We start from the raw sequence: 25259 nt of genomic DNA on the forward strand, positions 1-25259 counted from the left end.
GCACTGGCCCGCATGCTTCAGGACCCGAGCGAGCCGTATCTGCTCGACGTGCTGGTCGCCCGGGAAGACGATGTCTATCCGATGATCCCCGCCGGCAAGACCTACCGCGATGTGGTTTTCGGGCCGGGGCAGACGGCCGGGCCGATTGCCGCGGGCGCATTCTGATTTGCGCGTCCGGTGCCAGGCGTGATCCAGCCTCACGTCGCGAGATCGCAACGAGCTAACCCGCTTTGGCGGGTTTTTTACGTTTCGGGGGCAGCGAGGAGTATCATTGCGCTCTTTCTAGAATTCTCGCCAAGGAAATCAATATGTTGACGAAGCGCCTGGTGCTGGCCGCCGCCTGTATTCTGACGACCTTCGCCGCGCTGCCGGCAGCGCAGGCCGCCGATCCCACCTACACCGTAGGCGCAGGCGGCACGTACCGTCCGTTCGAATTCGAAACGCCGCAAAAGGAACTGGTCGGCTTCGATATCGACGTGATCAAGGCGATCGGCAAGGCCGGCGGCTTCAACGTCAAGCTGGTCAGCACGCCGTGGGAAGGCATCTTCGCCACGCTGGATCAGGGCGATCGCGACATCATCATTTCCGGCATCACCATTACCGACAAGCGTCGTGAAATGGTCGACTTCTCGGCCCCGTATTTCCCGGCCGATCAGGTCATCATCACCGCACCGACCGCAAAGGTCACGGGTCTGGTCGATCTGAAGAAACTCCAGGTCGGCGTGGTCAATTCGAGCACCGGCGACATCGCCGTCTCGGAAGAACTGGGCAAGGCGAGCACCGCCATCCGCCGCTTCGACAACACGCCGCTCATGCTCGAAGAGCTGTATCGCGGTGGTGTGGACGCCGCCGTGGGCGACGTCGGCGTGATCAAGTTCTACATCAAGAGCCACCCGGAAAAGCCGTTCAAGCTCGTCTACGACAACAAGTTCAAGCGTCAGTACTTCGGTATCGCGGTGAAGAAGGGCAACAAGGTCGCGCTCGACAAGATCAACACCGGCCTGAAGAAGATCGTGGCTGACGGCACCTACGCCAAGATTTACAAGCAGTGGTTCGACGCCGACGTGCCGACCCTGCCGCAGCAGTAAACAGGCGCACCGCATTCAACGCGTGTAAGATTCGCGCCACGCGCGCCAGAGACTCTGGCCACTCGCGGCCCGTGAGCTGATCGTCGAGTTACGACGTCATCCCCGGGCCGCGCGCGTTTTTTCTGCCGGGTAGTCGACGCTGTCCGGTCCGTTTCATTTTGTGAGAAAGGTGCTTCATGGGTGGGTTCCAGTGGAACATCATCAGCGAATACATGCCCCTGTTCGTCGAGGGCACGCTGATGACGCTCAAGTGCACGGTGATCTGTGTGATCGCCGGCACGTTACTTGGGCTCGTGCTTGGCGTTGGCCGTCTGGCCGAAGCGCGTCACGGCTTCTATAAGTATTTTCTGCGCTACGCGGTGCAATATCCGGTGCGCTTTTACGTCAGCTTCTTCCGTGGCACGCCGCTGTTCGTGCAGATTCTGCTGATCCACTTCGCGCTGATGCCCGTGCTGATCAATCCGTCGGGCGGCCTGCTCGTTAGTGGTGATTTCGCCCGTGAAATCCGCTCGCAGTACGGCGCGTTCATGTCGGCCGTGCTGGCGATCTCGCTCAACGCCGGCGCTTACGTGTCGGAGATCTTCCGTGCCGGTATCCAGTCGATCGACCGGGGCCAGGCCGAAGCCGCCCGCTCGCTGGGCATGACCTATATGCAGACGCTGCGCAAGGTCGTGTTGCCGCAGGCGTTCCGCCGCATGCTGCCGCCGCTGGGCAACAACGCCATCGCCATCGTGAAGGATTCGTCGCTCGCGTCGGCCATCGGTCTGGCGGAACTGGCGTACGCGGCGCGTACCGTGTCGGGCGCCTACGCCCGTTACTGGGAGCCGTATCTGACGATTTCGCTCATCTATTGGGTGATCACGCTGGTGCTGTCGGCATTTGTTCAACATCTGGAAACGAGGTACGGCAAAGGTGATCGTCGTCAATAACCTGCAAAAGCAGTACGGCGAGGCGCACGTACTGCGCGGCATTTCGTGCCGCATCGAAGAAAAGGAAGTGGTGTGCGTGATCGGGCCGTCGGGCTCCGGCAAGAGCACCTTCCTGCGCTGCCTGAACGGTCTGGAAGACGTGTCGGGCGGCGAAGTGCTCGTCAACGGTTTCCATGTGGAGGATCCGAAGACCGACATGAATGCCATGCGCGCGAGCGTGGGCATGGTGTTCCAGCGCTTCAACCTGTTCCCGCACATGTCTGTGCTCGAGAATCTGATTCTTGCACCGATGCAGGTGAACGGCATCAAGCGGGCCGAGGCGGTGACCATCGCCGAGCAACTGCTCCGGAAGGTCGGTCTGATCGACAAGATCGACGCGTTCCCGAACCAGCTCTCGGGCGGCCAGCAGCAGCGCGTGGCGATTGCTCGCGCGCTTGCCATGAAGCCGACGGTGATGCTGTTCGACGAGCCGACGTCCGCACTCGATCCGGAACTGGTCGGCGAAGTGCTGGAAGTCATGAAGTCGCTCGCCGGAGAAGGCATGACGATGGTCGTGGTGACCCATGAAATGGGTTTTGCCCGGGAAGTCGCCGATCGCGTTTTCTTCATCGATCAGGGCGTGATCATGGAAGAAGGCCCGCCCGAGCATATCTTCACGGCGCCCAAGCACGAACGCACGCGCGAATTTTTGCGCAAGGTCCTGTAATTCTCACGAATTCTCACGACGGCGACGCGCGCAGAGGTATATCCGCGCGCCGCATCTGATTACAATGCGAGGGTACGCGCGCCGAGTGACTCCGAGCACCGGCGCGTCGCAGGCACCCTGAGCCATTCGCCAGGTTTTTTCACAGGGCAGCGACCTATGTCCGACGTTGCCCCGCAATCGCAGATTGCACTCCGATTTCACGAGGTAGTCATGAGCCAGCAAATCGCTGTGACCCGCCAGACGTTCGACGACGTGATGGTGCCCAATTACGCTCCTGCCCAGATGGTGCCCGTGCGCGGCGAAGGCTCGCGCATGTGGGATCAGCAAGGTCGCGAGTATGTCGATTTCACCGGCGGGATCGCGGTCAACGCGCTCGGCCATGCCAACCCGGAACTGGTGAAGGTCATCGAAGAGCAGGCCCGCAAGGTCTGGCACATCGGCAACGGTTACACCAACGAGCCGGTGCTGCGTCTGGCGAAGGCGCTCACCGAGGCCACGTTCGCCGACAAGGCGTTCTTCTGCAATTCGGGCCTCGAAGCCAACGAAGCGGCACTCAAGCTGGCGCGTCGTTATGCCTACGATCACGCTGCGGAGCGTGGCGGCAAGGAAAAGAGCGAGATCATTTCGTTCTACAACTCGTTCCACGGCCGCTCGCTGTTCACCGTGAGCGTGGGTGGTCAGGCCAAGTACACCGAAGGTTTCGGCCCGATCCCGGCCGGCATCATGCATCTGCCGTACAACGATCTCGAGACCGTCAAGGCGACGATTTCGGACGCGACGGCCGCGGTCATCGTCGAGCCGGTGCAGGGCGAAGGCGGCGTGCTGCCGGCCGATCCGGCATTCCTGAAGGGCTTGCGCGAGCTGTGCGATCAGCATGGCGCGTTGCTGATTTTCGACGAAGTGCAGACGGGCGTCGGTCGCACCGGCACGCTGTACGCCTACGAACAATACGGCGTGACGCCGGACATCCTGACCACGGCCAAGGCACTGGGCAACGGCTATCCGATCGGCGGCATTCTCACGACCCGCAAGATCGCGGCAAGCTTCTCTCCGGGTACGCACGGTTGCACGTACGGCGGCAACCCGCTGGCCACGGCGATCGCCGGTCGTGTGCTGGAACTGATCAACACGGCCGAGACGCTCAATGGCGTCAAGGCGCGCCACGATCACTTCATCAAGGGTATCGAAGCGATCAATGCCCGCCATGGGGTGTTCGAACAGGTGCGCGGCATGGGCCTGCTGATCGGCGCCGTGCTCAAGCCGGCATTTGCCGGCCGGGCGAAGGACATCGTCGGTGAAGCCGAGAAGAATGGCCTGATGCTGCTGGTCGCGGGCGGCGACGTGGTGCGTTTCGCGCCGTCGCTGAACATCCCGTTCGCCGACATCGACGCGGGTCTCGCCTCGCTGGAAAAGGCAGTCGCGACGGTGGCGGCAACGGCAAAGGCCGCCTGATCGAGCTGCTGCGTTTTCAGCACGCCAGGGCCTGAGCCATGCCCAGGACTTCGGGCCGGACCGACGGATGACGTCGCTCCGGCCCTTGTTGTATTCAACGGATCCAACGCTTCCCATCATTCATCACGGAATGCTCACATGACGCATCCATCGAAAGCGGTGACCCAAACCCACGCGCTCACCGACACCGATCCCACGCACGACGGCGCGGCGAATTCGTTGCGTGTGGTACGTCTGGCGCGTCCGGGCGATTTGCCCGCGCTGCTCGCCCTGGCGGCGCTGGCTGGCCCGGGGATGACGTCGTTCAAGCCGGATCGGGCGGCGCTGGAGGCGCGTCTGACGCGCGTGGCCGCCACGGTCGAGGGGCAGGCGCCTACGGCCGAGCAGGGCTATCTGTTCGTGATGGAAGACGTCGAGACCGGCGAGATCGCCGGCGTCTGCGGGTTGGAGGCGGCCGTCGGGCTGGAGCAGCCGTTCTACACGTATCGCAAGGACACCATCGTCCACGCGAGCCGTGAGTTGAACGTATGGTCGCGCATGCTCACGCTGTCGTTGTCGAACGATCTCACGGGTTATAGCGAACTTTGCTCGCTGCTGCTCGACCCCAAGTGGCGAGGTCACGGCAACGGCGCCTTGCTCTCGAAGGCGCGTTTCCTGTTCATGGCGCAGTTTCCCGAGCGCTTCGGCCCGCACGTGTGTGCCGAGCTGCGCGGATTCTTTGACGACGATGGACAAAGCCCGTTCTGGCAGTCGCTCGGGCAGCACTTCTTCAAGATCGACTTCGATCAGGCGGACTATCTGACGTCCATCGGGAAGAAGTCGTTCGTCGCCGAATTGATGCCGAAATACCCGATCTACGTCGACTTTCTGTCGCCGCAGGCACAGGCGGCGATCGGCGTGACGCACCGCGATACTTTACCGGCGCGGCGTTTGCTGGAGCAGGAAGGGATGCGCTCCGGCGCGCACGTCGATATCTTCGACAGCGGTCCGGTGCTCGAAGCGCGAGTGGCCGACTTGCGCGCGGCGCGCGATAGCCGTTACCTGTCGGTCAACATCGTGACGACCGATGACGGGGCACCTTCGGTCGCGCCGAATGCCGAACCCTATCTCGTGGCATGCCTCGGTCTGGACGGGTTCCGCGCCACGCTGGTGACGGGGCGTCCCGAGCGACGTGCGTTTGCGCTCAGCCCGCTCGCCGCGAAGGCGCTCGGCGTGAAGCAGGGCGACCGGGTGCAGGTGCTGCCGCTCAAGCCGCCGCGCGCCGAAGCCATCTGACCCCGTTGCGCAAGCGTTCCTCCGAGCGCGCTCAGAACTGAATCGTCGCCGTCACCGTGTCCGTATAGACGCCGGGGGCCGGCGTCGATTGTGACGGGACGAGCGCGAAGATCGGAATGACCTGAACCAGTCCGGTGCCCACGCCGGTCAGTTGCGACGTGCCTGCCGTGCCATCTCCCCAGATCGTGGCGTAGCCGCTGTCCAGATACAGCTGATAGCGCACGCTCGACGTCAGCCCGGTCATCGTGCGTGACGTCACAGTCCCGAGCAATCCCCCCGAGAGGCTGACCCGGAAGGCATCGTTCTTCGTGCATTGCACGCTCAGTTGCCCGCTGCTGGCAACAGGACTGGCGAGTGCCGATTGTGTTGCGAACGTGATGTTGGCCGCAGCAATGGTGCAGTTGTTGATGACGGTGACATTGGCGGTGAACGGTGAGCCGGGGACAGCGGTCATGGCCGTGCCGCAGGTCGGCGCAGGCGAGAGCGCGGCGTAGGACGCGTATTGCAGTACGGTGTCGGCCGACGCGAACGTGCGCGAATAGACCGTATTGCTGCTGCCCGAGGTCGGCACTGTGGTTTGCCCTGCCGAGATCCTGCCGTAAAAGTTGACGTTCTGCGTCACCGTGCCGCCGAGCAACGGACGCGCCATCGTGAGCGAAATGACGTTGCTCGTGCTACTACCCCACGCATTCGAGAACGACGGATCGGTGAAGAGTCCGAAATTGATGACGCTGCCGACACTCGCGGCACTCGTCAGCGTGAGCGGCTGACCGGTGTTGAGCGACAAGCAGAGTTTGACGTTCGGGTTGCCGCCGAGCGCAGGCCAGGTGCATGACACGGGAAACGTGCCGGTGGCCGAAAGCGCAAATCCCGAAATCGGGCTGAAGGCGGCGAAGGCGAGTGTCGGCGTACCCACCGCGCATGTCTGTGCCTGCGCGCTGAGGGTCAACGCGAGGCATCCGGCGGTGAGCGCTGCACGCTTGAGGATCATGAGTGGCTCTCTTGTGACGATGGCGTCGATGGCGGAGGGTTGTCCGGATCCTTCGCTGCCGGTGAGGCCGGGGGCGACGCCGATTCGCCCGCTAGCGTGCCGAACACCACGCACGCCAGCGGGCCGACGCGGGCGATACGTCCCTCAGGCGGCGTGGTCCAGTCGAACGAGACGCGGCAGCGCTGGCGTCCGTCACGCGATTCAAGCGTGTTGCGCGCGCCGAGTGCGTCGACGAACACTTCGCCGTCATACCCCACGACCGTCACGATCCCGCTTTGCACGTGACGGACCGAGGTGCCCGGCCGCAACGGCTGTCCCGATGCATCGACGAGGGTGACGAGTGCCGCCCGGTAGCGTCGCACAGGGAAGTGCACCAGCACGCCGCTGCGTGCTTGCGGGGCCACACGTCGCTCGGTGGTGGTGACCTCCAGATCGGCGGGCAGATGCATGGGATCGATGCCGATGCGCGAGGCTTCGTAACCGTTCAGGTCGGGCACCAGAAAGTAGCCACGCGAATCGGTGTGTCCGACGGGCACCGATTCGCGCAGCACCGGCACATGCGCTTGTGCGTCGGTGCTGACCAGTGCGAAGGCGTCGTAGGTGCGGCGTGTGGCGTGGATGCTGTTGTCCATGACGACCAGCGCGCCGGTCATGCCCAGCGCAGCCCCCGACTGGCGTCCAACGCGTTGCGCGAGGGCCGAGATTTCGCCGTGGCGGCCGAGATACTGCACCTCGCCCTGCATCGTGCGTTGCGAGAATGCGCGTCCGCCCAGCACTTGCCATCCCCATCCGCCGTTGTAGTCCGGCGTGCGACTCGCGCCGACCCATGCCTGCGTCTGCCCGTCCTGCTGACTGAACGATGCATTGCCCAGCGCCGCACTCGCGCTGTCTGCCGTGCCGCCCAGCAAGACGCTGAGCATGGCGAAGACGCCGTGGGAGCGACGTCGGGCGAAGTCGCGAAACCCGCCCATGGAGAGCATGCCGCGCGTGCCGGCCGGTAGCGTGAGGCTGGCCGACAGCACGCGCGTGGCCGGTTGGCGCGATGCACGCTGCGCGAACCATGCCAGCGACGCGGTGCTGCTGCGCGCAAACGGGATCGACACGGTCACGCGGTCGCTGGCGCGTGGCACCGGCATGCCGTCGAGCGTTGCGATGTCGCGATAGCGCCCCGTGGTGCGGATGATCTGCGCGTCGATGCTCAACCGTCGCGACAGGTATTGATAGCCGGCACTCCACTGGCCGCCGGTGCCGCGTCCGCCGGAAATCGACGCCGACGCACTCACGACGCCCGCATGCCCGAGCGCGACGAGCGCACCCGCGCCACCCAGCGCGAGACGTCGCCCGGCCTGTGCCTGCGCTTCGACAGTGACCGTGTCGGTCGCGCCGTAGCGCGCCGCCAGCGATGCGACGGGGTGATGCCGGTACGCGAACGAACGAACGCCGTAGTCGTCTCTCGGCAGGCCGGCTTCCACGGAGAAACTCGACAGGCCGCGGGCTAGCAGACGCGGGTCGATATAGAGGGGGACCGTGGTGATCTGTTCGCGGCCCAGCGCATCGCGCGTGACCACGCTCGCTTGCAGATCGCCCGTCAGCCCGGGGGTCTCCTGAATGACGAAGGGGCCCGGCGGCACGCGTCCGCCCATGCGTCGAACGCCGTCGAGATACAGGTCGACGGAAGAGGGCACGACGGCGCTGCCACGCAATGCAGGGATCGGGAAGGTGACGAGGTCCGGGCGCAACGTGAAGTTGCGGCGCCATTGCACGCCGGCAATACGCAACGAGCGCGACCATGAGAGCGAACCCGTGATGAGGTCGCCCGCAATCCAGGTGGTGAGGCGCGACGGGTCGTCGTGTTGCCACCAGGTGTCGTAGCGGCGGTAGCCGTGTCGCCCGCGTGCGTGTTCGGCGAGGCCCGTTTGTTGCAGCGTGCCGCCTGACCAGAAGCCGCGAACTTCGCTCCATAGCGACGCGCGGGTGAGGCGGTCACGCTGCACGTAGCCATCGTAGTTGACGATGACGCCAGGGTCGGCGCTCGCGCCGATGACCAGCGGCTGCGGGCTGCTCAGGTGGTATGGCGCGAGCCACGCGTCGCCGACGTCGAGCGCCATCGTCTGACGCGACGCGTCGTAAGCGGTGCGAATGCCGTCGAGCGAATCGAGCGCGACGTCGGTCGAGTCGTTCGGCGGTAGCCGATGCGACGTGAGCCCGAGTGCGCGCAGGTCGCCCGCTTTCGCGTACCAGCGGCCCTGCCGTCTCGCGAAAGGGGCGATGCGTCCGGTTGATTCCCCGTTGACGATGACCTCCAGGACGTAAGGGCCGTCGAGCCGTGAGATGCCGGCGGTCGCGGTCATGCCTGGCACCGGAGTCGAATCGGCACTGACGGTAGGCGCACGTTTGCCTGCGGCCGCCAGTGCTGCGTCATCGAACAACGCCGTGCCGGGCGTGTGCGGTGCCGCTGCCGAACGCGCGCGCGTGCGATCGATGTCGTCGGTCTCCGGCGGGGCGTCAAACGCCGGGCCTGCCGATGCCGTCGAGAGCGCCGCAAACGTGGCGAGCGCGGCGCTCAACGAGACAGCAGCGGACACCCCCGTGGCGCGAGGCGCGACATCTGTCTGCACTGGCACGGCACGCCTGAGAGCGCGGCGGGCGGCGGCACGGCTAGCGCTCGCCATCCGGCGAGACGTCTGCGGCAAAGCGCATCGGCACCGCGTCGATGCGCGACTCCACCGTGAATGGGGCCACGGGCGGCGCCCCAGCGGGCCAGCGCACGGCAAAGCGGCGTGTCTGACCCGCCAGCACATAGCCGAGCAGGCCGCGTGTCAGTTCGACGCTGCGCCCGGAGGCATCGAGCACCCGTGTCGCGCCAAGCTGGGCATGGCGCTCGCCGTCGTTGCGCACTTCCAGCTCGCCTTGCGCCATGCGCACGTCGAAATGCAGCGATGGCGCGCGCGTGTTGGCCGCCTGCACGAACACCGGCAGCGAATACCGCAGGCGGATGGACACGCCCTCAGACGGCGTGGCGTCGGCCGACGGCAGTTCGTCGACCAGCAGCCGGTAACTCTGTTCATTGCCGTCGGGTTTGCGGGCAACGTGCACGAGCCGGACGATCTGCCGCTCGCCCGGCTCGATACGCACGATGGGCGGGCTGGCGATGAGCGTCTCGGTCGGTGTGAGTACGTTGTCGCCGTTGCGCTGTGTCCAGGCGTATAGCCGAAGCTGGCCGTGAATCGGCAGATCGCCGGAGTTGCCGAGCGTCAGCGTGGTGGCGGGCTGCGTGGGCAGAATGTTGACGATGACGGGGGAGACTTGCAGCGTCGCGCCGTTACCGTCGGTCACGCAGAGGGTCAGCAGCGCGACAAAGGCGCCGCCGCATGCGTAGGCCGTAGGTCGCCGGACGACGGGTCTCGGAGGACGCTTGATCGTCATGATTGACCTGATGTGTCAGAAGTAGACGGTTGCCGTCACCGTCGAAGCGTAGACGTCCGGCGCGGGCATGGTGGCCGACAGCGTGGCCTGACCGTAGACGGTGTAGGTCTTGAGCACGCCGGTGCCCGAGTCGCTCAGCGTGTTCGAGCCTTGCGTGTTGCCCCACGGCGTGGCGTAGTTGGCGTCCTGGAACAGGCCGAACGGGATGGTCGTGGTGTTGCCGGTGAGCGTGCCGGCCAGCAAACGGTTCGTCTCCGTGGAGTTCGGCACCGTTCCGGCATTCAGGCCGATGTTGTAGCCCGTGGAGGCCGTGCAGATGACCGTGAGCGACGACGTACTCGCCACCGGTCCGGTCGCCGAGCCCTGTACGGCGTTGAACGTCATGGGGGTGGCGGCGATCGTGCAGCCGGGCAGGATCGTCAGTTGCACCCGCATTTGCGCGGTGGCCGAACCATTGGAGTAGACGGCAGCGTGTGATGGGGTGCTGTGTCCGAGCACAGCGACGATGCCGGAGACGGCCAGACAGAGCAACGGTCGGTTCATGATTATTCTCCTTTGGAGTCCTATTTGATAGAGCGATGTCTTGCTGTGGGGACTGCGTTATCAACGTTCACATCACGTGCACATCACGCCCGTTCACGCACTACGTTTCGGACGCTTTTTACGTAGTTTATGAAGGCATTTGCCCGAAATACGCCCGATCAAACTGTTTTCGGAATGATCCCAAGCGAAGGCGGAAATGCCGCTCGGCGAGTGTCGGAAACATACGCGCAACGCGCACGTTCTCTTATGACGCAGTGCGCATGATTGGGGGGATTTCCGGTAACGATCGTGGGGTGACGTCGTGAGGTGCGGCCCCATGCCGCAGGGCTGGCGCGAGATCCACGGGCGTCGACACTGGAAGTGCCGTCTGGTATGCGGCGCAGCAAATCGACATCAGATGACGCGCGTCAAAGTGGCTGCCGATGGCACAAGCATTCGCACATATTTCACTTGCTCTCACGTCGAAGCCGTCTCTAGAATGACTTCTTGACGCGCATCGGGCGCCCAATCACATCAAACGTGTGCTAGGCCGTCAGTCGCCCGTGTTCGCTGCCTGCGGATATTTCACGAGAGGGATGCCATGCTCAGACTTCTGTCGAAATACTGGTGGTTGCTTGTGCTGCGCGGCGTGTTGGCCGTGATCTTCGGAATCGCGGCCTTTGCGTTACCGGGCGTGACGATTGCGGTGCTGGTGCTCTGTTTTGGCGCGTTTTCGTTCGTGGACGGCATCTTCTCGCTCGGCGGCGCATGGAGCGCGCGTCAGGAGCATGCCGACTGGTGGCTGCCGCTGCTGCAAGGCATCGCGGGCATAGTCATCGGAGTCCTGACTTATCTCAACCCCGCGTTGACCGCCGTGGCGTTGCTCATCTATATCGTGGCCTGGAGTTTCGTCACCGGCGTGTTGCAGGTGGCCGCCGGCATCGCGCTGCGTCGCGAGATCAAGGGCGAACTGTGGGTCATTCTGTCCGGCGTGTTCAGCATCCTGTTTGCCATCTTCATCATGTGGCAACCGGGCGCGGGCGCGCTCGCCCTGATCTGGGCCATCGGGTCATGGGCCATCATCTGGGGCGTGCTGCTGGCAATGGCCGGCTTCAAGCTGCGAGGCGCAGGGCACCGCGTGTCGCATGCACCCTCGGGGCACCTCGGGTCCTGACCCCTCGCAAACAGGGTGAATTCAGCACACATCCCATCCGTTTCCCTTCGTCCGCACGGGCCCGGCCAGCAAGGCAACACGGCCGGTGTCCGATGCCGACGGCTTCCCCCCGGCGACCTGCGGGTCGCCCAGACGTCAGGAGTGTCAAATGGCTCTGAATCATACGCGTAACACCCTCGGTGAAAAAATCCGTATCGAATCGGTCAACCAGCTGAGTCGCGGGCTGGTCAACGGCATCGATGTGCAGCGTCAGGCGAAGCAGGCGCACTGGAACGTGCATGGCCCGGGCTTCATCGAGCTGCACCTGTTGTTCGACAACGTCTATAACGCGGCCATCGAGTGGGCCGATCTGTGCGCCGAGCGTCTTGTCGCGCTGGGTGGGGTGGCTGATGGCCGCGTGCAGACGGTGGCTCAGAAGACCGAACTGCCGACTTACAAGAACGAGTTCAAGCGAGGCCTCGATCACGCCGCGGCACTGGCCGAAGCGCTCGCCGCGTATGGCGAGATCATTCGTGGCCTGATCAATGCGTCGGCCGAAATCGGCGACGCGACCACGTCGGACGTCTTCACCGAAATCTCGCGAGGTGTCGACGATCACCTGTGGAAGGTCGAGGCGCACCTGCGCGGTGAGTGACTGAGTGACGCGGTTGCCGGGCATCCGTTCGGGTGCCCGCAACACGCACCGGCACGGTGCCGGGTCCTCGACAGACATCTGCGTCGTGACTCGCGCATCTCGTAGCAAGACCGATAGATTCGGTCGATTCGCCTGTGGGCCGAAGACGGACGCGCGCACCGGAATATCCCGGCGCGCGCGTTCGCATGTCCTGCCCCGCATCCCCTGCATCCCCCCGGAGCCGCTATGACTACCCGTAACCTGAGCCAGATGTTCCAGCCGAAATCGGTCGCCGTGATTGGCGCGTCCAATCGCGAGCGCCGCGTGGGTACGACCGTGCTGCAGAACGTCGTCGACGGGGGCTTCAAGGGCGACATCTATCCGGTGAATCCGAAGTATTCGACGCTGGCCGGTCTGAAGTGCTACCGGGATGTCGGCGATCTGCCGCAGGCGCCGGATCTCGCCGTCATCTGCACACCACCGTCGACGGTGCCCGATCTCATCAAGGAACTCGGCGAGCGCGGTACTCGCGCGGTGGTTGTGCTGACCTCGGGACTCGCACGCGAGAAAGATCGCCACGGCGTGACATTGCAGGAGCGCATGCTCAAGAACGCGAAGCCGCATGTGCTGCGCATTCTCGGGCCGAACTGCATCGGGCTACTGAGCCCCGGCATCGGCCTGAACGCGAGCTTTGCGCACATGGGCGCGCGGGCGGGCAAACTCGCCTTCGTCTCCCAATCGGGGGCGCTGACGACGGCTGTGCTCGACTGGGCCGATGCACGTGAGATCGGCTTCTCGCATTTCGTCTCGATGGGCGACAGTGCGGACGTGGACTTCGGCGACATGCTCGACTATCTCGCGAGCGACCCGGGCACGGACGCCATTCTGATGTACATGGAATCGATTCGCGACGCGCGCAAGTTCATGTCTGCTGCGCGCGCTGCCGCACGTAACAAGCCGGTCGTCGTGATCAAGTCGGGACGCGTGCCCGAGGGCGCGCAGGCAGCTGCCTCGCATACGGGGGCGCTGGCCGGATCGGACGACGTGTACGACGCAGCAATCCGGCGCGCCGGGATGCTGCGCGTGGATACGACCGATGAATTGTTTGCCGCCGTTGAGACGCTCGCCCGTCTGCGCCCGTTCGTCGGCGACAAACTCTCGATCATGACCAACGGCGGCGGTGCCGGCGTGATGGCCACCGACGCCCTCGTACTCGAAGGCGGCAAGCTCGCCCATCTGAGCGACAAGACGCGCGAGGCGCTCGACGCCGCGCTGCCGAAGACGCTGGGGCGGGTCAACCCGGTCGATATCGGGGGGGACGCCGACCTCGACCGCTATACGGCAACGCTTGCCGCGCTGTGCGGCGACCCCGAGACGGCTGCGGTGCTGTTCATTCAGGCGCCGACGGCAGTCATGCCGAGTCTCGACGTTGCGAACGCGCTTGCGGCGTTACCTAAGCCGCCGAAAAACGTCTTCACCTGCTGGCTCGGTGGCGAGACGGCCGAGCGCGCGCGTCGCATCTGCCGCGAGGCCGGCCTGCCGACGTACGACACGCCGGAGAACGCCGCCCGGGCGTTTCTCGAAGCGGTGAACTATCGACGTAACCAGTCGCTGCTGATGGAGACGCCGCCGTCCATTCCACCGGGATTCGCGCCCGACGTGGCACGTGTGCGGGCCATCGTCGACAGTGCCATGCGCGAGGGGCGGGCGCTTCTCACGGAGCCGGAAGCGAAGGGCGTGCTCGCTGCCTACGGCATTCCGGTCGTGGAGACGCTCGTTGCCGAGACGCCCGAACTCGCGGGCGAGTTGGCGAAGGGCATCGGCTTTCCGGTGGCCGTCAAACTGATTTCGCCGGACATCACGCACAAGTCGGATGTCGGCGGTGTCGTGCTCAACATCGAAACGGCGGAGCAGGCGAGCGAGGCCGCGCGCCAGATTCGCAAGCGCGCGCTGGCCGCGAAACCCGACGCTCGCGTGACCGGTTATTCGGTGCAGCGCATGGCCAACGGCGCGGAGGCGTTCGAGTTGATCGTGGGCGTGGCGACCGACAACGTTTTCGGGCCGGTGCTGTTGTTCGGGCAAGGCGGCACGGCCGTCGAGGTCATTGCCGATCGTACGATCGGGCTGCCGCCACTGAATCTGAATCTCGCGCGCGACATGGTGGCGCGTGCACGCGTGTCGAAGCTGCTGGCGGGGTATCGCAATCGTCCCGCCGCCGATCATGAGGCGATCTATCTGACACTGGTGAAGCTCTCGCAACTGGTGTGCGACGTGCCGGAAATCGCGGAACTCGACATCAATCCGCTGTTTGCCGATGCGCGCGGCGTGCTCGCGCTCGACGCTCGCATCGTGGCGCGTGCGCCTGCGGTGCCGGGACACGGCCGTCTGTCTATCGCGCCCTATCCGCAGGAGCTGGAGAGTACGGTGGACGCGGGTGGCAAGCCGGTGAGGGTGCGCCCGATCCGACCGGAGGACGAGCCGGCGTACAACGCGTTCTTCCACACGCTCACACCGCAAGATGTCCAGTTCCGCTACTTCGGGCTGATCAAGGAGTTGTCGCACTCACAGATGGCGCGCGTCACGCAGATCGACTACGACCGCGCAATGACGTTCGTCGCCACGGAAAAGGATGAGGCCGGGCAAACCCGTTTGCTCGGCGTGGTGCAGGCGCTCGCCGATCCCGACAACACGGTCGCCGAGTTTGCGGTGACGGTGAGTCCGGCGGCGCAGGGGCGCGGCCTGGGACGCGCGCTCATGGAGCACATCGTCGATTACAGCCGCAAGCGGGGCACTGGGGAACTCATCGGCTATGTGCTCTCGGCAAATACGCGTATGCTGACACTCGCCCGTCATCTCGGTTTTGTCGAAGACAAGGAAATGGAGGCGGGCATTCTTCATATCCGGCTGCCGCTGCAACAGACGGCGCAGGCGCGGGAGACACGCAAGGTGTGACGGCGGACGATGGCGGCCGGCGCGCTCACTGCGCCCGGCGTTTGCTCGCGGGGCAGGGCGGCCGCCTCGACCAGGAAGACGAATGCTAGTGAATTGCGTGGCCTATGAGGATGGCCGCAAGATCGCCGATCTGCACCCCGACGAAATCTCGGACTATCTCGAACGTCCGCATTGCTTCGTCTGGGTGGCGCTCAAGGACCCGGGCCCGGGCGAACTGGCGCAGATGCAACATGAGTTCGGCCTGCACGACCTTGCCGTCGAAGACGCGCAACACGGTCATCAGCGTCCGAAAATCGAACAGTACGGCGACTCACTCTTTGCCGTGCTTCACGTGCTCAACAAGGACGACGCCGGCGACTTCTCGATCGGTGAGGTGGCGATTTTCGCGGGGCACAACTACGTGCTCTCGGTGCGCTCGAACGCCACACAGGGGCTTGGTGCGGTGCGCGCTCGTGCGGAGAAAGAGCCGCATCTGCTGCGTCAGGGGTCCATCTTCGTGCTCTACGCCTTGATGGACGCCATCGTCGACAGCTACTTTCCGGTGTTCGACGATCTCGAAGCGCAACTCGAAGCCATCGAGGAGCAGATTTTCACGCCGAATGCGCCCACCAAAGGGCGCGCGATCATCGAGGATCTGTATCAGCTCAAACGCCGGCTCATTACGCTGCAACACGCGTGCGTGCCGCTCATGGAGGCGGTCAGCAAGCTGTTCGGGGCGATGGCGCCCAAGCTTTGCGGCGGCATGCAGGAGTATTTTCGCGACGTCTTCGACCACCTTCAGCGCATTACGAAGAACATCGATTTGCTGCGTGAAATGGTGACGACCGCGCTGTCCGTCAATCTCGGCATGATTTCGCTGTCGGAAAACGAAACGACGAAACGTCTCGGGTCGTTCGCAGCGTTGTTTGCGGTGCCGACGATGATCGCCGGGATCTACGGGATGAACTTCGACGACATCCCCGAATTGAAGCTCCATTACGGCTACCCGATCTGTATCGCCGTGATGATCATCATCGACGTGCTGCTGTTCCTCAAATTCCGTAAAGCCGGCTGGCTCTGACGGCTGGGGCGAGGGGGTAGAAGGCGGGGGCAAGGCCGGGGAAGGCGGGTGGCAAGGCCTTGCTTTTCATGTCAGGTGCATGTCCTGACGGGCTTTCCGGCTGCCCCTGTTGCCCGGTGGCAACGCGCCGTCGACCCTCCATTTTTTCGCAGTGACCGGCGTGGAGTAACTGTTCTAGAATGCGTCAACGCCGCGTCAGACGGTTGCCAAGGGTTGAAAACTACAACAAACCGTCAGGCAAAAAGGGGTCAGATATTGAACGCACCACTCACGGGGATCCGCGTCATTGAGTTCTGTCGCGGCGCGGCGGGTGCCTATTGCGGCATGCTGTTGGCCGACATGGGCGCAGACGTCATCATGGTCGACGAACCTGTCGACGAACTTTCCAGCGATAGCCAGAACCCGCTCGGCGAAACCGCGCAATTGGGTTTGCGGCGCAACAAGCGATCCGTTGCACTGGATCTGCTCACACTTGAAGGCCGTAGTCTTGCTCACACCCTGGTGCGCGGGGCGGACGTCGTCATCGAATGTCTGCCGCCAGGCACACTGTCACGTGCGGGACTTGCTTATGACGCGCTAAGCGGTGTTCAGCCGCATCTCGTCTACGTCTCCATTTCCGCTTTTGGTCAGGATGGCCCGCGCTCGGCTGCCCAGCAGGGCGGCGTGCCCGCGCTTGAAGCGCTCAGAGGAATGCTCGGTGCGGCGTCGCACGGCGCCGAGCCGCCGCGCGACTTGCCGGTCGCCGATCTTGCCGCCGGCCTTTACGCCGCATTTTCTGTCTCGGCAGCGTTGGTCGCAGCGAAGCAACAGGGGATTGGCGTGCATATCGATGTGCCAATGCTCGGCGCGACGCTCGCGATTGCTGCCTTGCGCGCCGGAGACGCCGGGGCTGAGGCGGCCCAGCGGGCCGGGCTCGTTCCTGCGGCAGCGATGGTGCAACCGGTCGGTGAAAGCGTGCCCTCGATGACCCGGCAACGGCAGGCGCTTGCCGATGCGTCAGGACTCGGCAAGGGGTCTCCGCTGGCTGACGATGTCGCTGATAGCGGTCCTGACGGGAAACGTTTTGGTGGCCCGGTGGCACCGTGGCCGACGTTCCGGGCCCGCGACGGGTATTTCGGCATGGATCTCGACGGACCGGCCCATTGGCAGGCGATCTGCGCACTGGTGCACCGGGTCGATCTGCTCGACGACTCGCGGTTCGGTAACGCGCGCGAGCGGGCCCGCCATCAGGCAGCGTTGCGCGACGTGCTCGAAGCGGTGTTCGTGCTCGAAGATCGAGGCGTCTGGCTGGCGAGGCTCGTTGCCGTCGGCGTGCCTTGTACAGCGATCAGCACGTATTCGCGCGTGCTGGCCGATCCGCAGGTCGCGCACATGGGATGGGTGCGGCCTATGGTGTTGCCCAGTGGTGAGACGACGCACACGATCGTCTCGCCCGTTCGGTTGAACGGACAAAGCCCGGTGACCCGGATCGATCCGCCCGCACCCGGCGCGCACACGGGCGACATCCTCGCGGAACTTGATGCTGTCGAGGCGGAGAACACGCCGACCCAGGGGACATCTCGGACGTAGTCTGATTTCGTCTTTTCCCTCGTTTTCTGATCAAGCGGCACTCCTGGAGTGCCGCTTTTCATTTTGCCTTGGCGTTTTACGACGGCGCCATGTTCCCCTCATTTGCCGTCATTCGTCCTTATCGTGTCGCCCCACCGTCAGGGCAACCCACCGCCGGGACTTTTCCTGAATTGTCCATTTCTATATAATTCATCGTCATAAGCATATGACCAATAGTGATTTGGGCCGTGTGCCAAATCACCTTTCGCCGGATCTCGCCCATGTTTCCCGACTTTTCGAGTGCCTCGCCTGCTGCCGCCGTCCTGGGTGCGGCTGTCGGTCTCGTGCTGGGTCTTACCGGGGCCGGCGGCGGTATTTTCGCCGTTCCCGCATTGGTCTTCGGGCTGGGGTGGGGTGTGCCACAGGCGGGACCCGTGGCGTTGCTCGCTGTGGGCGCGAGTGCTGCGGTCGGTAGCGCGCAGGGCTTGCGTGCCGGGATTGTGCGATACCGGGCTGCGATCTTGATGGCGGGAATTGGCATTTGCATGGCGCCGCTGGGTAGCTGGATGGCGCATCGGTTGCCGGAGCGATGGCTCGTCGGGTTGTTTGCCGTCGCGATGCTCATCGTTGCAGCGCGTATGTATCGGGCGTCGCGAGGCGGTGGGGCGAAGGCTGCCGGCAACGGGGCGGCAGTGTCCTGTGCGCCTCTGCCGACGTGCCGTATGGATCCGTCTACGGGGCGTCTGCACTGGACGCGGCGAGTGGCTGGCACGCTCGGTGTTATCGGCGCGGTGTCGGGCTTTGCGTCGGGATTGCTGGGCGTCGGCGGCGGATTTGTGATCGTTCCCGCGCTGCGCCGCTTCACAGACATCACGGTGCACGGCGTCGTGGCGACGTCGCTGTTCGTCATTGCGCTCATCTCCGCGGGCACCGTCGCCAACGCCTGGTGGCATGGCATGCACCCGGGGGCGCAAGGCTGGACGTTCGTCGTCGGGGCGGTCGCCGGAATGCTGTTCGGGCGTGCACTCGCACCGCGTCTCGCGGCAACCCGGCTTCAGCAAATCTTTTCTGCGCTCATGGCCGCCGTCGCGCTGGGAATGTTCGTTAAAGCCTTTGGCGCGTGATTCTCTTAAAGCGGTAAATCCCGTAAGCCAAACAAATACCATCGATTGAATCGGTGGTTGATTCGCTATTAAACCGCGCATCCAAATTCCTCGAAATTCGCAACGTCTTTCGAGTGAAATTATTGATATTCGATACGCCGGTCTTGCGTGACTCAGGGACTGTGGTTCGCGTCACAGTCACCTTTCGAATGAATCTTTTCCTCACCTGACTGTCCATTAGAACGCTGCGTGAGCGTTTGCACTACGTCACTTGAGTTTTTCCCGCATACAGATGCAATGTAATGCGTGCGCCACGTGAGCTGCGAACGGTGATCCTCCTATTTTGGACTAGGATATTTCCTATAAAGAGTTCCAAAACGGTAGGGTTTTGTAGATTTATCCTATATTTCCGCTGGTCGTGAAAGTGACGCGTAACGTTTTGATGTCACGCGGCGATGCGATTGGTAATGGACCAATGACCACAACCTACGTTGACGCTTTCCTGGCCGATTCGTCCAGCCGCCCGACGGCTGGGCGTGCAAGTGAGCGGCGCGCCGTGACGACCCTGATGCGTTTTAGCGGCGCATTGGTGGCTGCACTGCTTGTCGGATGTAGCGAATACAAGGCGTCGACGGCAAGTGTGGGTGGCCCGGCTTCCGAGTCGGAAATGGAAGGGGCATCGCTGTCACGCGTGGAGTCGCAGGATGCAGTGCCGCGGGAAGTCGAAACGCGGATGCGACCGGTGGCCGCGGCAGTCAAGATGAGTGGTACGCCGCAAGTCGGCGTCGTCGTGAGCGGCTCGTATCGCTGGATGGCGGACTGGCCCGAGACCGATAGCGTGCATCTGTGGGAAGCGGCATCCGGACCGACGCGCATTCGCGTGGTCGGGCGCGCCCGCGAAATGATGCCCTCGGCCGGGTTGCGCGGCGTTCGCATTCGTTACTGTGTCAAGCCGGTGATCGGCACGGACACATCCCGGTTGACAGGGCACAAGACGTGCTCGGCCTGGACCACCGTCGACGGCGCCAAGGCTGCCGATGTCGCTGGCTAGCGACGGCTAGCGCAGGCGACAGGCAGGGGCGAGAAGGCCCTTGCGCCGGACTGTCGAGTCCCGCTTCGTCGCCTGGCAGCAATGCGGTTACGACTTCGTGACCAACGGGTGTGTCGGCAAGACGCACATTCCTCTTTTTGGGACGTCATGACGCGCAGACAAAGCGGAGGATCGCGCGCGCCCGTGACTGAATTCTTCTAAAAGGATCTCGCAAATGATGGTAAAGATTCTGATTGCCGACGATCACCCGATCGTCGCCTCCACGCTACGTGAAATGCTCTCCCCGGACCCGGGTTTTCACGTGCTTCCCCCGGTCTCCAACTCAACGGAACTGTTCAAGGCGCTCGAGACGAACTCCGTCGACGTCCTGATCACCGATTACTGCATGCCGGGCGGCGCCTTCGGCGACGGTCTCGTCATGATCAATCGCGTACGTCGCAAGTATCCCGATGTGAAGATCATCGTGTTCACGTCGATCGAGCAACCGGCCATCATCCATGCGCTGGACAGCTGTGGCGTGTTGGGCGTGATGACGAAATCCGATGACCTGCGTGAAATCACTGTCTGCGTGGAGCGTTGCCGCCGGGGCATGAGTTATCGCGGGGGCCGCGCCGAGCAGATCCTCGAAGAGCAGATGCGCCGCAAGCCCACCGCGCGCCGTCCACTCTCGCCCAAGGAGATGGAAGTGCTGCGCATGTATCTGGACGGTCAGAACGTGTCGCAGATTGCCGGTGCGCTCAAGCGTTCGGCCAAGACGATCAACAATCAGAAACGTATGGCGATGTGCAAACTGGGTTGCCGGACCGACATGGAGCTGTTCAAGCTGCATGTCTCGAGCCCGGTTCAGTTCGGGCGCGATAGCGACGCCGAAGCGCCGAGTGCCGCCTGAGTCCGCCGCGCTCACAGACGTTGGAGTCTATGCCTGCCAGAACGATGACGCGTGACATCGCGATCGCCGGCCGCCTGCTTCGCATTGGTGGCCTGCTTGCCCTTTTGTTCGGTTTGTCCGTTTGGGTCGCTGCCGTCTCGTACGCGCTGTTTGGCACGCTCTGGCAAAGCGGGCAAAAGACGGAGTCGTTCTTCGCTGCGGTCGGCCGGGAAATCCGCGATCTGGAAATCTTCAACGAGCAGGCCCGCGCAATGGCGCAGGCCACACAGGCCAGCTCGGTTCGTCCAGGCGGCGCGACACAGGCGCTGACTGACCGGATCCTCAAGCCGCTCGTGTCCATGCCGGTCGGCAGTGCCCGGCGTATCAGCGGTGTCGGGTGGGATAGCGAATTCGAAATCGTCAAGCTGGCGGATATCCCGCCGGAGCGCGCCGAATCGCTGGCGCGTCTGACCTTGCGGCTCATGGTGCTCGACGCCAACTTCTGGAGTCCGCTCGACGCCCAGGACGAAACCTTCATCATTTCTGCCGACGGCGCCTTTGCGACGTATCGGCCCGCCATCGGGCGTGAGGCCTTCAGTCCGGCCGACCTGGCGCGCGACACGCAGGCCATGCTCGCCGAGATCAACAAGGTCGAGCGTTATCACGCGCGGGTGCGCGGAAACAGCGACGGCCCGTTCTGGACGTACAACTACAAACATCCCGTCACCCATCTGAAGACCGTGTCGAGCTTCGTGCCGATACGCGATCTCAACGGACATCTGGTGCTCTACGTCGGCACCAGCATGTCACCCGAAATGATCGTGCCGCCGCGCATGCGGCACCTCGAACGCACCGGGGAAGCGCTCCAGTTGATTTCGGAAGACGGCCTCGTGATCGCGAGTGCCGGTCTTCCGCTGTCGTCGTTGGGACATTTGCGCACGCTGGTGACGTTGCCGCTCTTCGGCGGTGCGCAGATGACGTTGCGTACCGATGGTCAGCGGCTCGTCTTCGAGCGCCGGCTGGCATCGACCCCATGGTACGTTCGCTACGCGGTGCGTCCGGCGCAACTGTTGCGTGAGAACGCGACGTTGTTGCTAGGTGCCACGTTATTGCTGCTGTTGTACGCCGCTGGGGTGTACGCGGGTATGCGCTACATGCGTCAGCGCATCATCGAGCCGGCACGTCAGCGCACCACGGCGCTGCTTGAGCGCGACGCCTTTACGCAGACCCTCATCGAAACCGCGCCCGTCGGCATGGCGATCATCGATCCGTTCGAACCCGCTGTGGTGATGAGCAATCCGGCCTATGCGGGCACGGTCGATCTGCTGCGTCATCTCGGCGATGGTGAACTCACCCGGATGTACCGTCAGCTTCACAGTGGAGTCGTTGCGCGTCCGGTGCGCCGACTACTGAGCGCGCTCGACGACGCAGGCGAGCGCCACTATGCCGTGAGTTTCGTCGATACCGTGTTTCGCGAGCAGCCGGTGTTGATAGGCACGCTTTCCGACGTCACCGAGCAGCGACGCTTCGAGCTGGAGCAACGAAAGGCGCGTCTGGCGGCGGAGAGTGCCAATCGCGCCAAGGACGTGTTCCTGACGACGGTCAGTCACGAGATGCGTACGCCGTTGTACGGCACGCTCGCGTCGATCGAGCTGCTCAGTGCGCAGAACCTGGGCGACGACCACCGGTATTACGTCGATGTGATGGAAAGCTCGACGCGCAACCTGCTCGACCTCATCAACGATCTGCTCGACTATTCGCGCATTCAGGTGGGACGTTTTGAATTGAATTCACGCGACTGCTCACTGCTCAAGGAGCTTGAGGCAGTCGGTTTGTCGTTTACGGGACGTGCGCGTTTGCAGGGGCTGACGCTCGACTGGATGATCGATCCGCAACTCGCGCGCGCGGTGCATACCGACGCGTTGCGACTCGGTCAGGTCGTGACCAATCTCGTCGGCAATGCCATCAAGTTCACGGAGAGCGGACACGTTGCGTTTGCCGCGATGGTCACGCGTGCGGACATGCAAGGCTGCGATGTGGCCTTTACCGTGAGTGATAGCGGTGTCGGTATCGCGGCGACGGATCTCGCCGACTTGTTCCGTCCGTTCGGCAAGAGTACGACCGAGCCGGGTATGCAGCATGGGACTGGGCTGGGACTGGCGATTTCGCACCAGTTTGTCGGCATGCTCGGTGGCGTGCTGGCAGTAGACAGCGAGGAGGGCAAGGGGACGACCATGCGCTTCACGCTTCATCTGCCCTGGGCGCCGGACAGCGAAGCGCCTGTCGTCGCGGAGTCTCCGGAGACATTCGCCTACGTCAGCGCGATGCCGCGTCGTCACTGGTATCTCGACGCGTTGATTCGCCGCGCCGGCTTCCAGCCGGTCAGGTATGACGACGCGGTGTCCTGGTCGACCGGCATGGGCCGCGAGCAGGATTCGGGGCTGTTGATGTTCGCTGACGAATGGCCCGTGCGAGGAATGGCCGGCGCCGAAGTCTACTTGTTGCGTTCCACCCCGGTGGATCGTCTTGCAGGCAGCGCGCCGGTGTGGCCGCGTGATATCGCGCTCTTCCAGCAAGCCGAACTCTGGGAGGCGCTGGGCTCGGCGCCCCGCCCGGGGCTGGCGCCCCACGGGGAATTGCCGGTACCGGGCACCGCGAATGCGCAGGCGCGGGTGAAGCCGCTGGCCGGATGGTACGTGCTGGTGGCGGATGACCATCCGATCAGCGGCATGTTGCTGTCGCGTCAGTTGGAGGGGCTGGGGGCGATGGTGGACTGCTACCACGATCCACGTGAAGCGCTCGACGCCTTTGACGCCGATTCGCACATGCTGGTGATTACAGACGCCAACATGCCGCATATTTCCGGGCATGCGTTGGCGACGGACATCAAGGCCCGTGCACCGCACGTGCCTGTCGTGGTGGCAACGGCAGACGTCACGCTCCGCAACGATCGTGAAGCGAAGTCGCCTTACGACGCGGTCGTCTACAAGCCGGTCGATGCACGTTCATTGTTGCGGGTGATCGAGCTGGTTCGCTCCCGCTACCCGTCGCTTTGCGTCGACATTGCGCCGTTGCCCGCGTCGACGCGTCTGATCGAGAGCGCACCGAAGCCAGCACCGGAAACGGCGTCGCGAAAAGATTGGCGGTTGCCGTTGTCGGACATGCTCGACACGTTCGTCACGATCGCGGATCAGGACATTGCGAACTGCCGCGCCGCATTGGCCGACCTCTCGCGTGAGACGCTGCGCCATTCCGCGCATCGGTTGCGAGGCGGCTTTATGGCGTTCGGGTTGAGTTCGCTGGCGTCGTTGGCCGCGCAGGTCGAACACCTCGCCCCGCAGGCGTCGGTGGGGCAGATGGAAGCCGCGTTCGACGCGCTCGATGCCGCCTGGAACGACTGGTTACGGGCGCAAGGGCATGCCATCGTTAGCGATGCGTGATACCTGATCTCCGATCCATTGCCTCACTCCCCTTATTCCACGAAGTGTTCTGAGATCAACTGGCGTAGCCATTGATTGCCGGCGTCTTGATGGTAACGCCGGTGCCAGAACACATTGGTTTGCAACGCGGGAAGCCGCAGGGGCGGTTTGACGAAGTGAAGTCCGAACGGTGCCGCGGCGCGCTCGGCAAATTTCTGCGGCACCGTGACCACGAGATCATTGGCGCTAACGACATAAGGTACCGCGATGAAATGGGGCACCCAGAAGTTGGCGTCGCTCCCGAAACCTGCCTGTGCGAGCAATTGATTGACGCGCGCATATGGGTTGTCGCCCGTCGTCACGAACAAGTGGCGCGCCGCCTTGAATTCCGCCAGTCCGGCATCGGGCGTGTCGAGCGCGTGTCCGATGCGAAACATACTCACGTACTGCTGTCGAAACAGCCGCCGCTGAAAGAACGGGCCGGTCAGATCGTCGAACGCGCCCACGGCGAGATCGATGCGTCCGGCCGCCATGGAATCCTTCAAGTCGGGCAGCGACGCCCGGACCGTGCTGATGCGTACGCCCGGTGCCAGCCGAGTGCACAGATCGATCAGTGCCGGCATGAAGTACACCTCACCAACGTCCGTCATGGCCAAGGTGAACTCTCGCTGGCTGCTCGCGGGATCGAACGCCTCCCGATGATTGATCGCCCGCGAGATACCGGCGAGCGCAGCCGACACCGGTTCGGCCAATGCCTCGGCGAATGGGGTGGGTTGCATGCCGGTGCCCGTTCGGGTGAAGAGCTCGTCCTCGAACGTTTGCCGCAGGCGCGCAAGACCGTTACTGACGGCAGGCTGCGACAGACCCAACTCCCGGGCTGCCTGAGAAATACTGCGGTGGGTGAGCACGGTGTGGAAGACCACCAGCAGGTTCAGATCGACATCACGTAAGGAAATCATGGGGCGGCGCGCGGGCGTAAAAACATTATTCGCGTTGTGAATATAGTGGATTTGTGTATTTATATCGCAAAATTTGGCCGCTTGTCGGACAATAATCGCATTCGAAATCAGGAGACGAGGCCG

19 protein-coding genes are annotated in these 25259 nt (G+C 63.7%); 14 read left to right on the plus strand and 5 right to left on the minus strand.

Annotated features, from left to right (window positions below; translation table 11 throughout):
- Nucleotides 1-308: 308 nt before the first annotated feature.
- The 5 genes from A9762_RS16650 (at nucleotide 309) to astA (ending at nucleotide 5450) form a co-directional block, all read left to right on the plus strand.
- On the plus strand, nucleotides 309-1088 hold the full coding sequence (locus A9762_RS16650; RefSeq protein WP_083254004.1) for a basic amino acid ABC transporter substrate-binding protein: 780 nt from the start codon (nucleotides 309-311) through the stop codon (nucleotides 1086-1088).
- A 176-nt stretch (nucleotides 1089-1264) separates the two neighbouring features.
- Entirely contained in the window at nucleotides 1265-2017 is a 753-nt protein-coding gene (locus tag A9762_RS16655; protein ID WP_069343131.1) for an amino acid ABC transporter permease, read from the plus strand.
- Entirely contained in the window at nucleotides 2001-2723 is a 723-nt protein-coding gene (locus A9762_RS16660) for an amino acid ABC transporter ATP-binding protein (RefSeq protein WP_069343132.1), read from the plus strand. Before A9762_RS16655 ends, A9762_RS16660 begins: the two co-directional genes overlap by 17 nt.
- Before the next feature lie 210 nt (nucleotides 2724-2933).
- Nucleotides 2934-4175, plus strand: a complete 1242-nt coding sequence (locus tag A9762_RS16665) for an aspartate aminotransferase family protein (RefSeq protein ID WP_069343133.1) — start codon at nucleotides 2934-2936, stop codon at nucleotides 4173-4175.
- Between the two features lie 219 nt (nucleotides 4176-4394).
- Entirely contained in the window at nucleotides 4395-5450 is a 1056-nt protein-coding gene (gene astA, locus A9762_RS16670; RefSeq protein ID WP_069343182.1) for an arginine N-succinyltransferase, read from the plus strand.
- Between the two features lie 31 nt (nucleotides 5451-5481).
- Here the strand turns inward: astA and A9762_RS16675 are convergent, their stop codons facing one another.
- The 4 genes from A9762_RS16675 to A9762_RS16690 all read right to left on the minus strand — a co-directional run bounded on the left by A9762_RS16675 (nucleotide 5482) and on the right by A9762_RS16690 (nucleotide 10410).
- Nucleotides 5482-6441, minus strand: coding sequence for a spore coat U domain-containing protein (locus tag A9762_RS16675; RefSeq protein WP_069343134.1), 960 nt, complete (start codon nucleotides 6439-6441; stop codon nucleotides 5482-5484).
- Nucleotides 6438-9065 (minus strand): fimbria/pilus outer membrane usher protein, encoded by a 2628-nt coding sequence (locus tag A9762_RS16680; RefSeq protein WP_170836261.1) that lies wholly within the window; start codon nucleotides 9063-9065, stop codon nucleotides 6438-6440. The genes A9762_RS16675 and A9762_RS16680 overlap by 4 nt, the downstream gene beginning before the upstream one ends.
- Before the next feature lie 34 nt (nucleotides 9066-9099).
- The gene (locus tag A9762_RS16685; RefSeq protein WP_170836262.1) at nucleotides 9100-9777 is read right to left on the minus strand and encodes a molecular chaperone; all 678 of its coding nucleotides are present in this window, start codon (nucleotides 9775-9777) and stop codon (nucleotides 9100-9102) included.
- A 105-nt stretch (nucleotides 9778-9882) separates the two neighbouring features.
- On the minus strand, nucleotides 9883-10410 hold the full coding sequence (locus A9762_RS16690) for a spore coat U domain-containing protein (protein WP_069343136.1): 528 nt from the start codon (nucleotides 10408-10410) through the stop codon (nucleotides 9883-9885).
- Nucleotides 10411-10990: 580 nt separating this feature from the next.
- Between A9762_RS16690 and A9762_RS16695 the strand changes: the two genes are divergently transcribed.
- The 9 genes from A9762_RS16695 to A9762_RS16735 all read left to right on the plus strand — a co-directional run bounded on the left by A9762_RS16695 (nucleotide 10991) and on the right by A9762_RS16735 (nucleotide 24198).
- On the plus strand, nucleotides 10991-11563 hold the full coding sequence (locus A9762_RS16695; RefSeq protein ID WP_069343137.1) for an HdeD family acid-resistance protein: 573 nt from the start codon (nucleotides 10991-10993) through the stop codon (nucleotides 11561-11563).
- Nucleotides 11564-11711: 148 nt separating this feature from the next.
- A complete protein-coding gene (dps, locus tag A9762_RS16700; RefSeq protein WP_069343138.1) occupies nucleotides 11712-12197 on the plus strand; it encodes a DNA starvation/stationary phase protection protein Dps in 486 nt (161 codons plus the stop codon).
- A 225-nt stretch (nucleotides 12198-12422) separates the two neighbouring features.
- The gene (locus tag A9762_RS16705) at nucleotides 12423-15128 is read left to right on the plus strand and encodes a bifunctional acetate--CoA ligase family protein/GNAT family N-acetyltransferase (RefSeq protein WP_069343139.1); all 2706 of its coding nucleotides are present in this window, start codon (nucleotides 12423-12425) and stop codon (nucleotides 15126-15128) included.
- 82 nt (nucleotides 15129-15210) lie between these two features.
- Nucleotides 15211-16188: a magnesium/cobalt transporter CorA gene (gene corA, locus A9762_RS16710; protein ID WP_069343140.1), complete on the plus strand. Its 978-nt coding sequence runs from the start codon at nucleotides 15211-15213 to the stop codon at nucleotides 16186-16188.
- A gap of 255 nt (nucleotides 16189-16443) precedes the next feature.
- Nucleotides 16444-17757, plus strand: coding sequence for a CaiB/BaiF CoA-transferase family protein (locus A9762_RS16715; RefSeq protein ID WP_139133262.1), 1314 nt, complete (start codon nucleotides 16444-16446; stop codon nucleotides 17755-17757).
- A gap of 260 nt (nucleotides 17758-18017) precedes the next feature.
- Nucleotides 18018-18860, plus strand: coding sequence for a sulfite exporter TauE/SafE family protein (locus A9762_RS16720; RefSeq protein ID WP_069343142.1), 843 nt, complete (start codon nucleotides 18018-18020; stop codon nucleotides 18858-18860).
- 454 nt (nucleotides 18861-19314) lie between these two features.
- Nucleotides 19315-19890, plus strand: a complete 576-nt coding sequence (locus tag A9762_RS16725; protein ID WP_139133263.1) for a hypothetical protein — start codon at nucleotides 19315-19317, stop codon at nucleotides 19888-19890.
- Nucleotides 19891-20104: 214 nt separating this feature from the next.
- Nucleotides 20105-20779, plus strand: a complete 675-nt coding sequence (locus tag A9762_RS16730) for a response regulator transcription factor (protein WP_069343144.1) — start codon at nucleotides 20105-20107, stop codon at nucleotides 20777-20779.
- Nucleotides 20780-20808: 29 nt separating this feature from the next.
- Nucleotides 20809-24198 carry an ATP-binding protein gene (locus tag A9762_RS16735; protein WP_083254008.1) on the plus strand — a complete coding sequence of 1130 codons (3390 nt, stop codon included), beginning with the start codon at nucleotides 20809-20811 and terminating at the stop codon, nucleotides 24196-24198.
- A gap of 32 nt (nucleotides 24199-24230) precedes the next feature.
- Here A9762_RS16735 and A9762_RS16740 read toward each other — a convergent pair whose 3' ends face one another.
- Complete coding sequence (locus tag A9762_RS16740) at nucleotides 24231-25136, minus strand: LysR family transcriptional regulator (protein ID WP_069343146.1); 906 nt, start codon at nucleotides 25134-25136, stop codon at nucleotides 24231-24233.
- Between the last annotated feature and the right edge of the window lie 123 nt (nucleotides 25137-25259).

Source organism: Pandoraea sp. ISTKB, from assembly GCF_001721285.1.
Classification (GTDB): domain Bacteria; phylum Pseudomonadota; class Gammaproteobacteria; order Burkholderiales; family Burkholderiaceae; genus Pandoraea; species Pandoraea capi.

Coding starts and splice junctions, on each gene's coding strand:
- A9762_RS16650 (WP_083254004.1), top strand. CDS start 309: ATGTTGACGAAGCGCCTGGTGCTGGCCGCCGCCTGTATTCTGACGACC.
- A9762_RS16665 (WP_069343133.1), top strand. CDS start 2,934: ATGAGCCAGCAAATCGCTGTGACCCGCCAGACGTTCGACGACGTGATG.
- A9762_RS16735 (WP_083254008.1), top strand. CDS start 20,809: ATGCCTGCCAGAACGATGACGCGTGACATCGCGATCGCCGGCCGCCTG.
- A9762_RS16705 (WP_069343139.1), top strand. CDS start 12,423: ATGACTACCCGTAACCTGAGCCAGATGTTCCAGCCGAAATCGGTCGCC.
- A9762_RS16725 (WP_139133263.1), top strand. CDS start 19,315: ATGACCACAACCTACGTTGACGCTTTCCTGGCCGATTCGTCCAGCCGC.
- A9762_RS16695 (WP_069343137.1), top strand. CDS start 10,991: ATGCTCAGACTTCTGTCGAAATACTGGTGGTTGCTTGTGCTGCGCGGC.
- A9762_RS16675 (WP_069343134.1), bottom strand. CDS start 6,441: ATGATCCTCAAGCGTGCAGCGCTCACCGCCGGATGCCTCGCGTTGACC.
- corA (WP_069343140.1), top strand. CDS start 15,211: ATGCTAGTGAATTGCGTGGCCTATGAGGATGGCCGCAAGATCGCCGAT.
- A9762_RS16740 (WP_069343146.1), bottom strand. CDS start 25,136: ATGATTTCCTTACGTGATGTCGATCTGAACCTGCTGGTGGTCTTCCAC.
- A9762_RS16690 (WP_069343136.1), bottom strand. CDS start 10,410: ATGAACCGACCGTTGCTCTGTCTGGCCGTCTCCGGCATCGTCGCTGTG.
- A9762_RS16655 (WP_069343131.1), top strand. CDS start 1,265: ATGGGTGGGTTCCAGTGGAACATCATCAGCGAATACATGCCCCTGTTC.
- A9762_RS16730 (WP_069343144.1), top strand. CDS start 20,105: ATGATGGTAAAGATTCTGATTGCCGACGATCACCCGATCGTCGCCTCC.
- A9762_RS16720 (WP_069343142.1), top strand. CDS start 18,018: ATGTTTCCCGACTTTTCGAGTGCCTCGCCTGCTGCCGCCGTCCTGGGT.
- dps (WP_069343138.1), top strand. CDS start 11,712: ATGGCTCTGAATCATACGCGTAACACCCTCGGTGAAAAAATCCGTATC.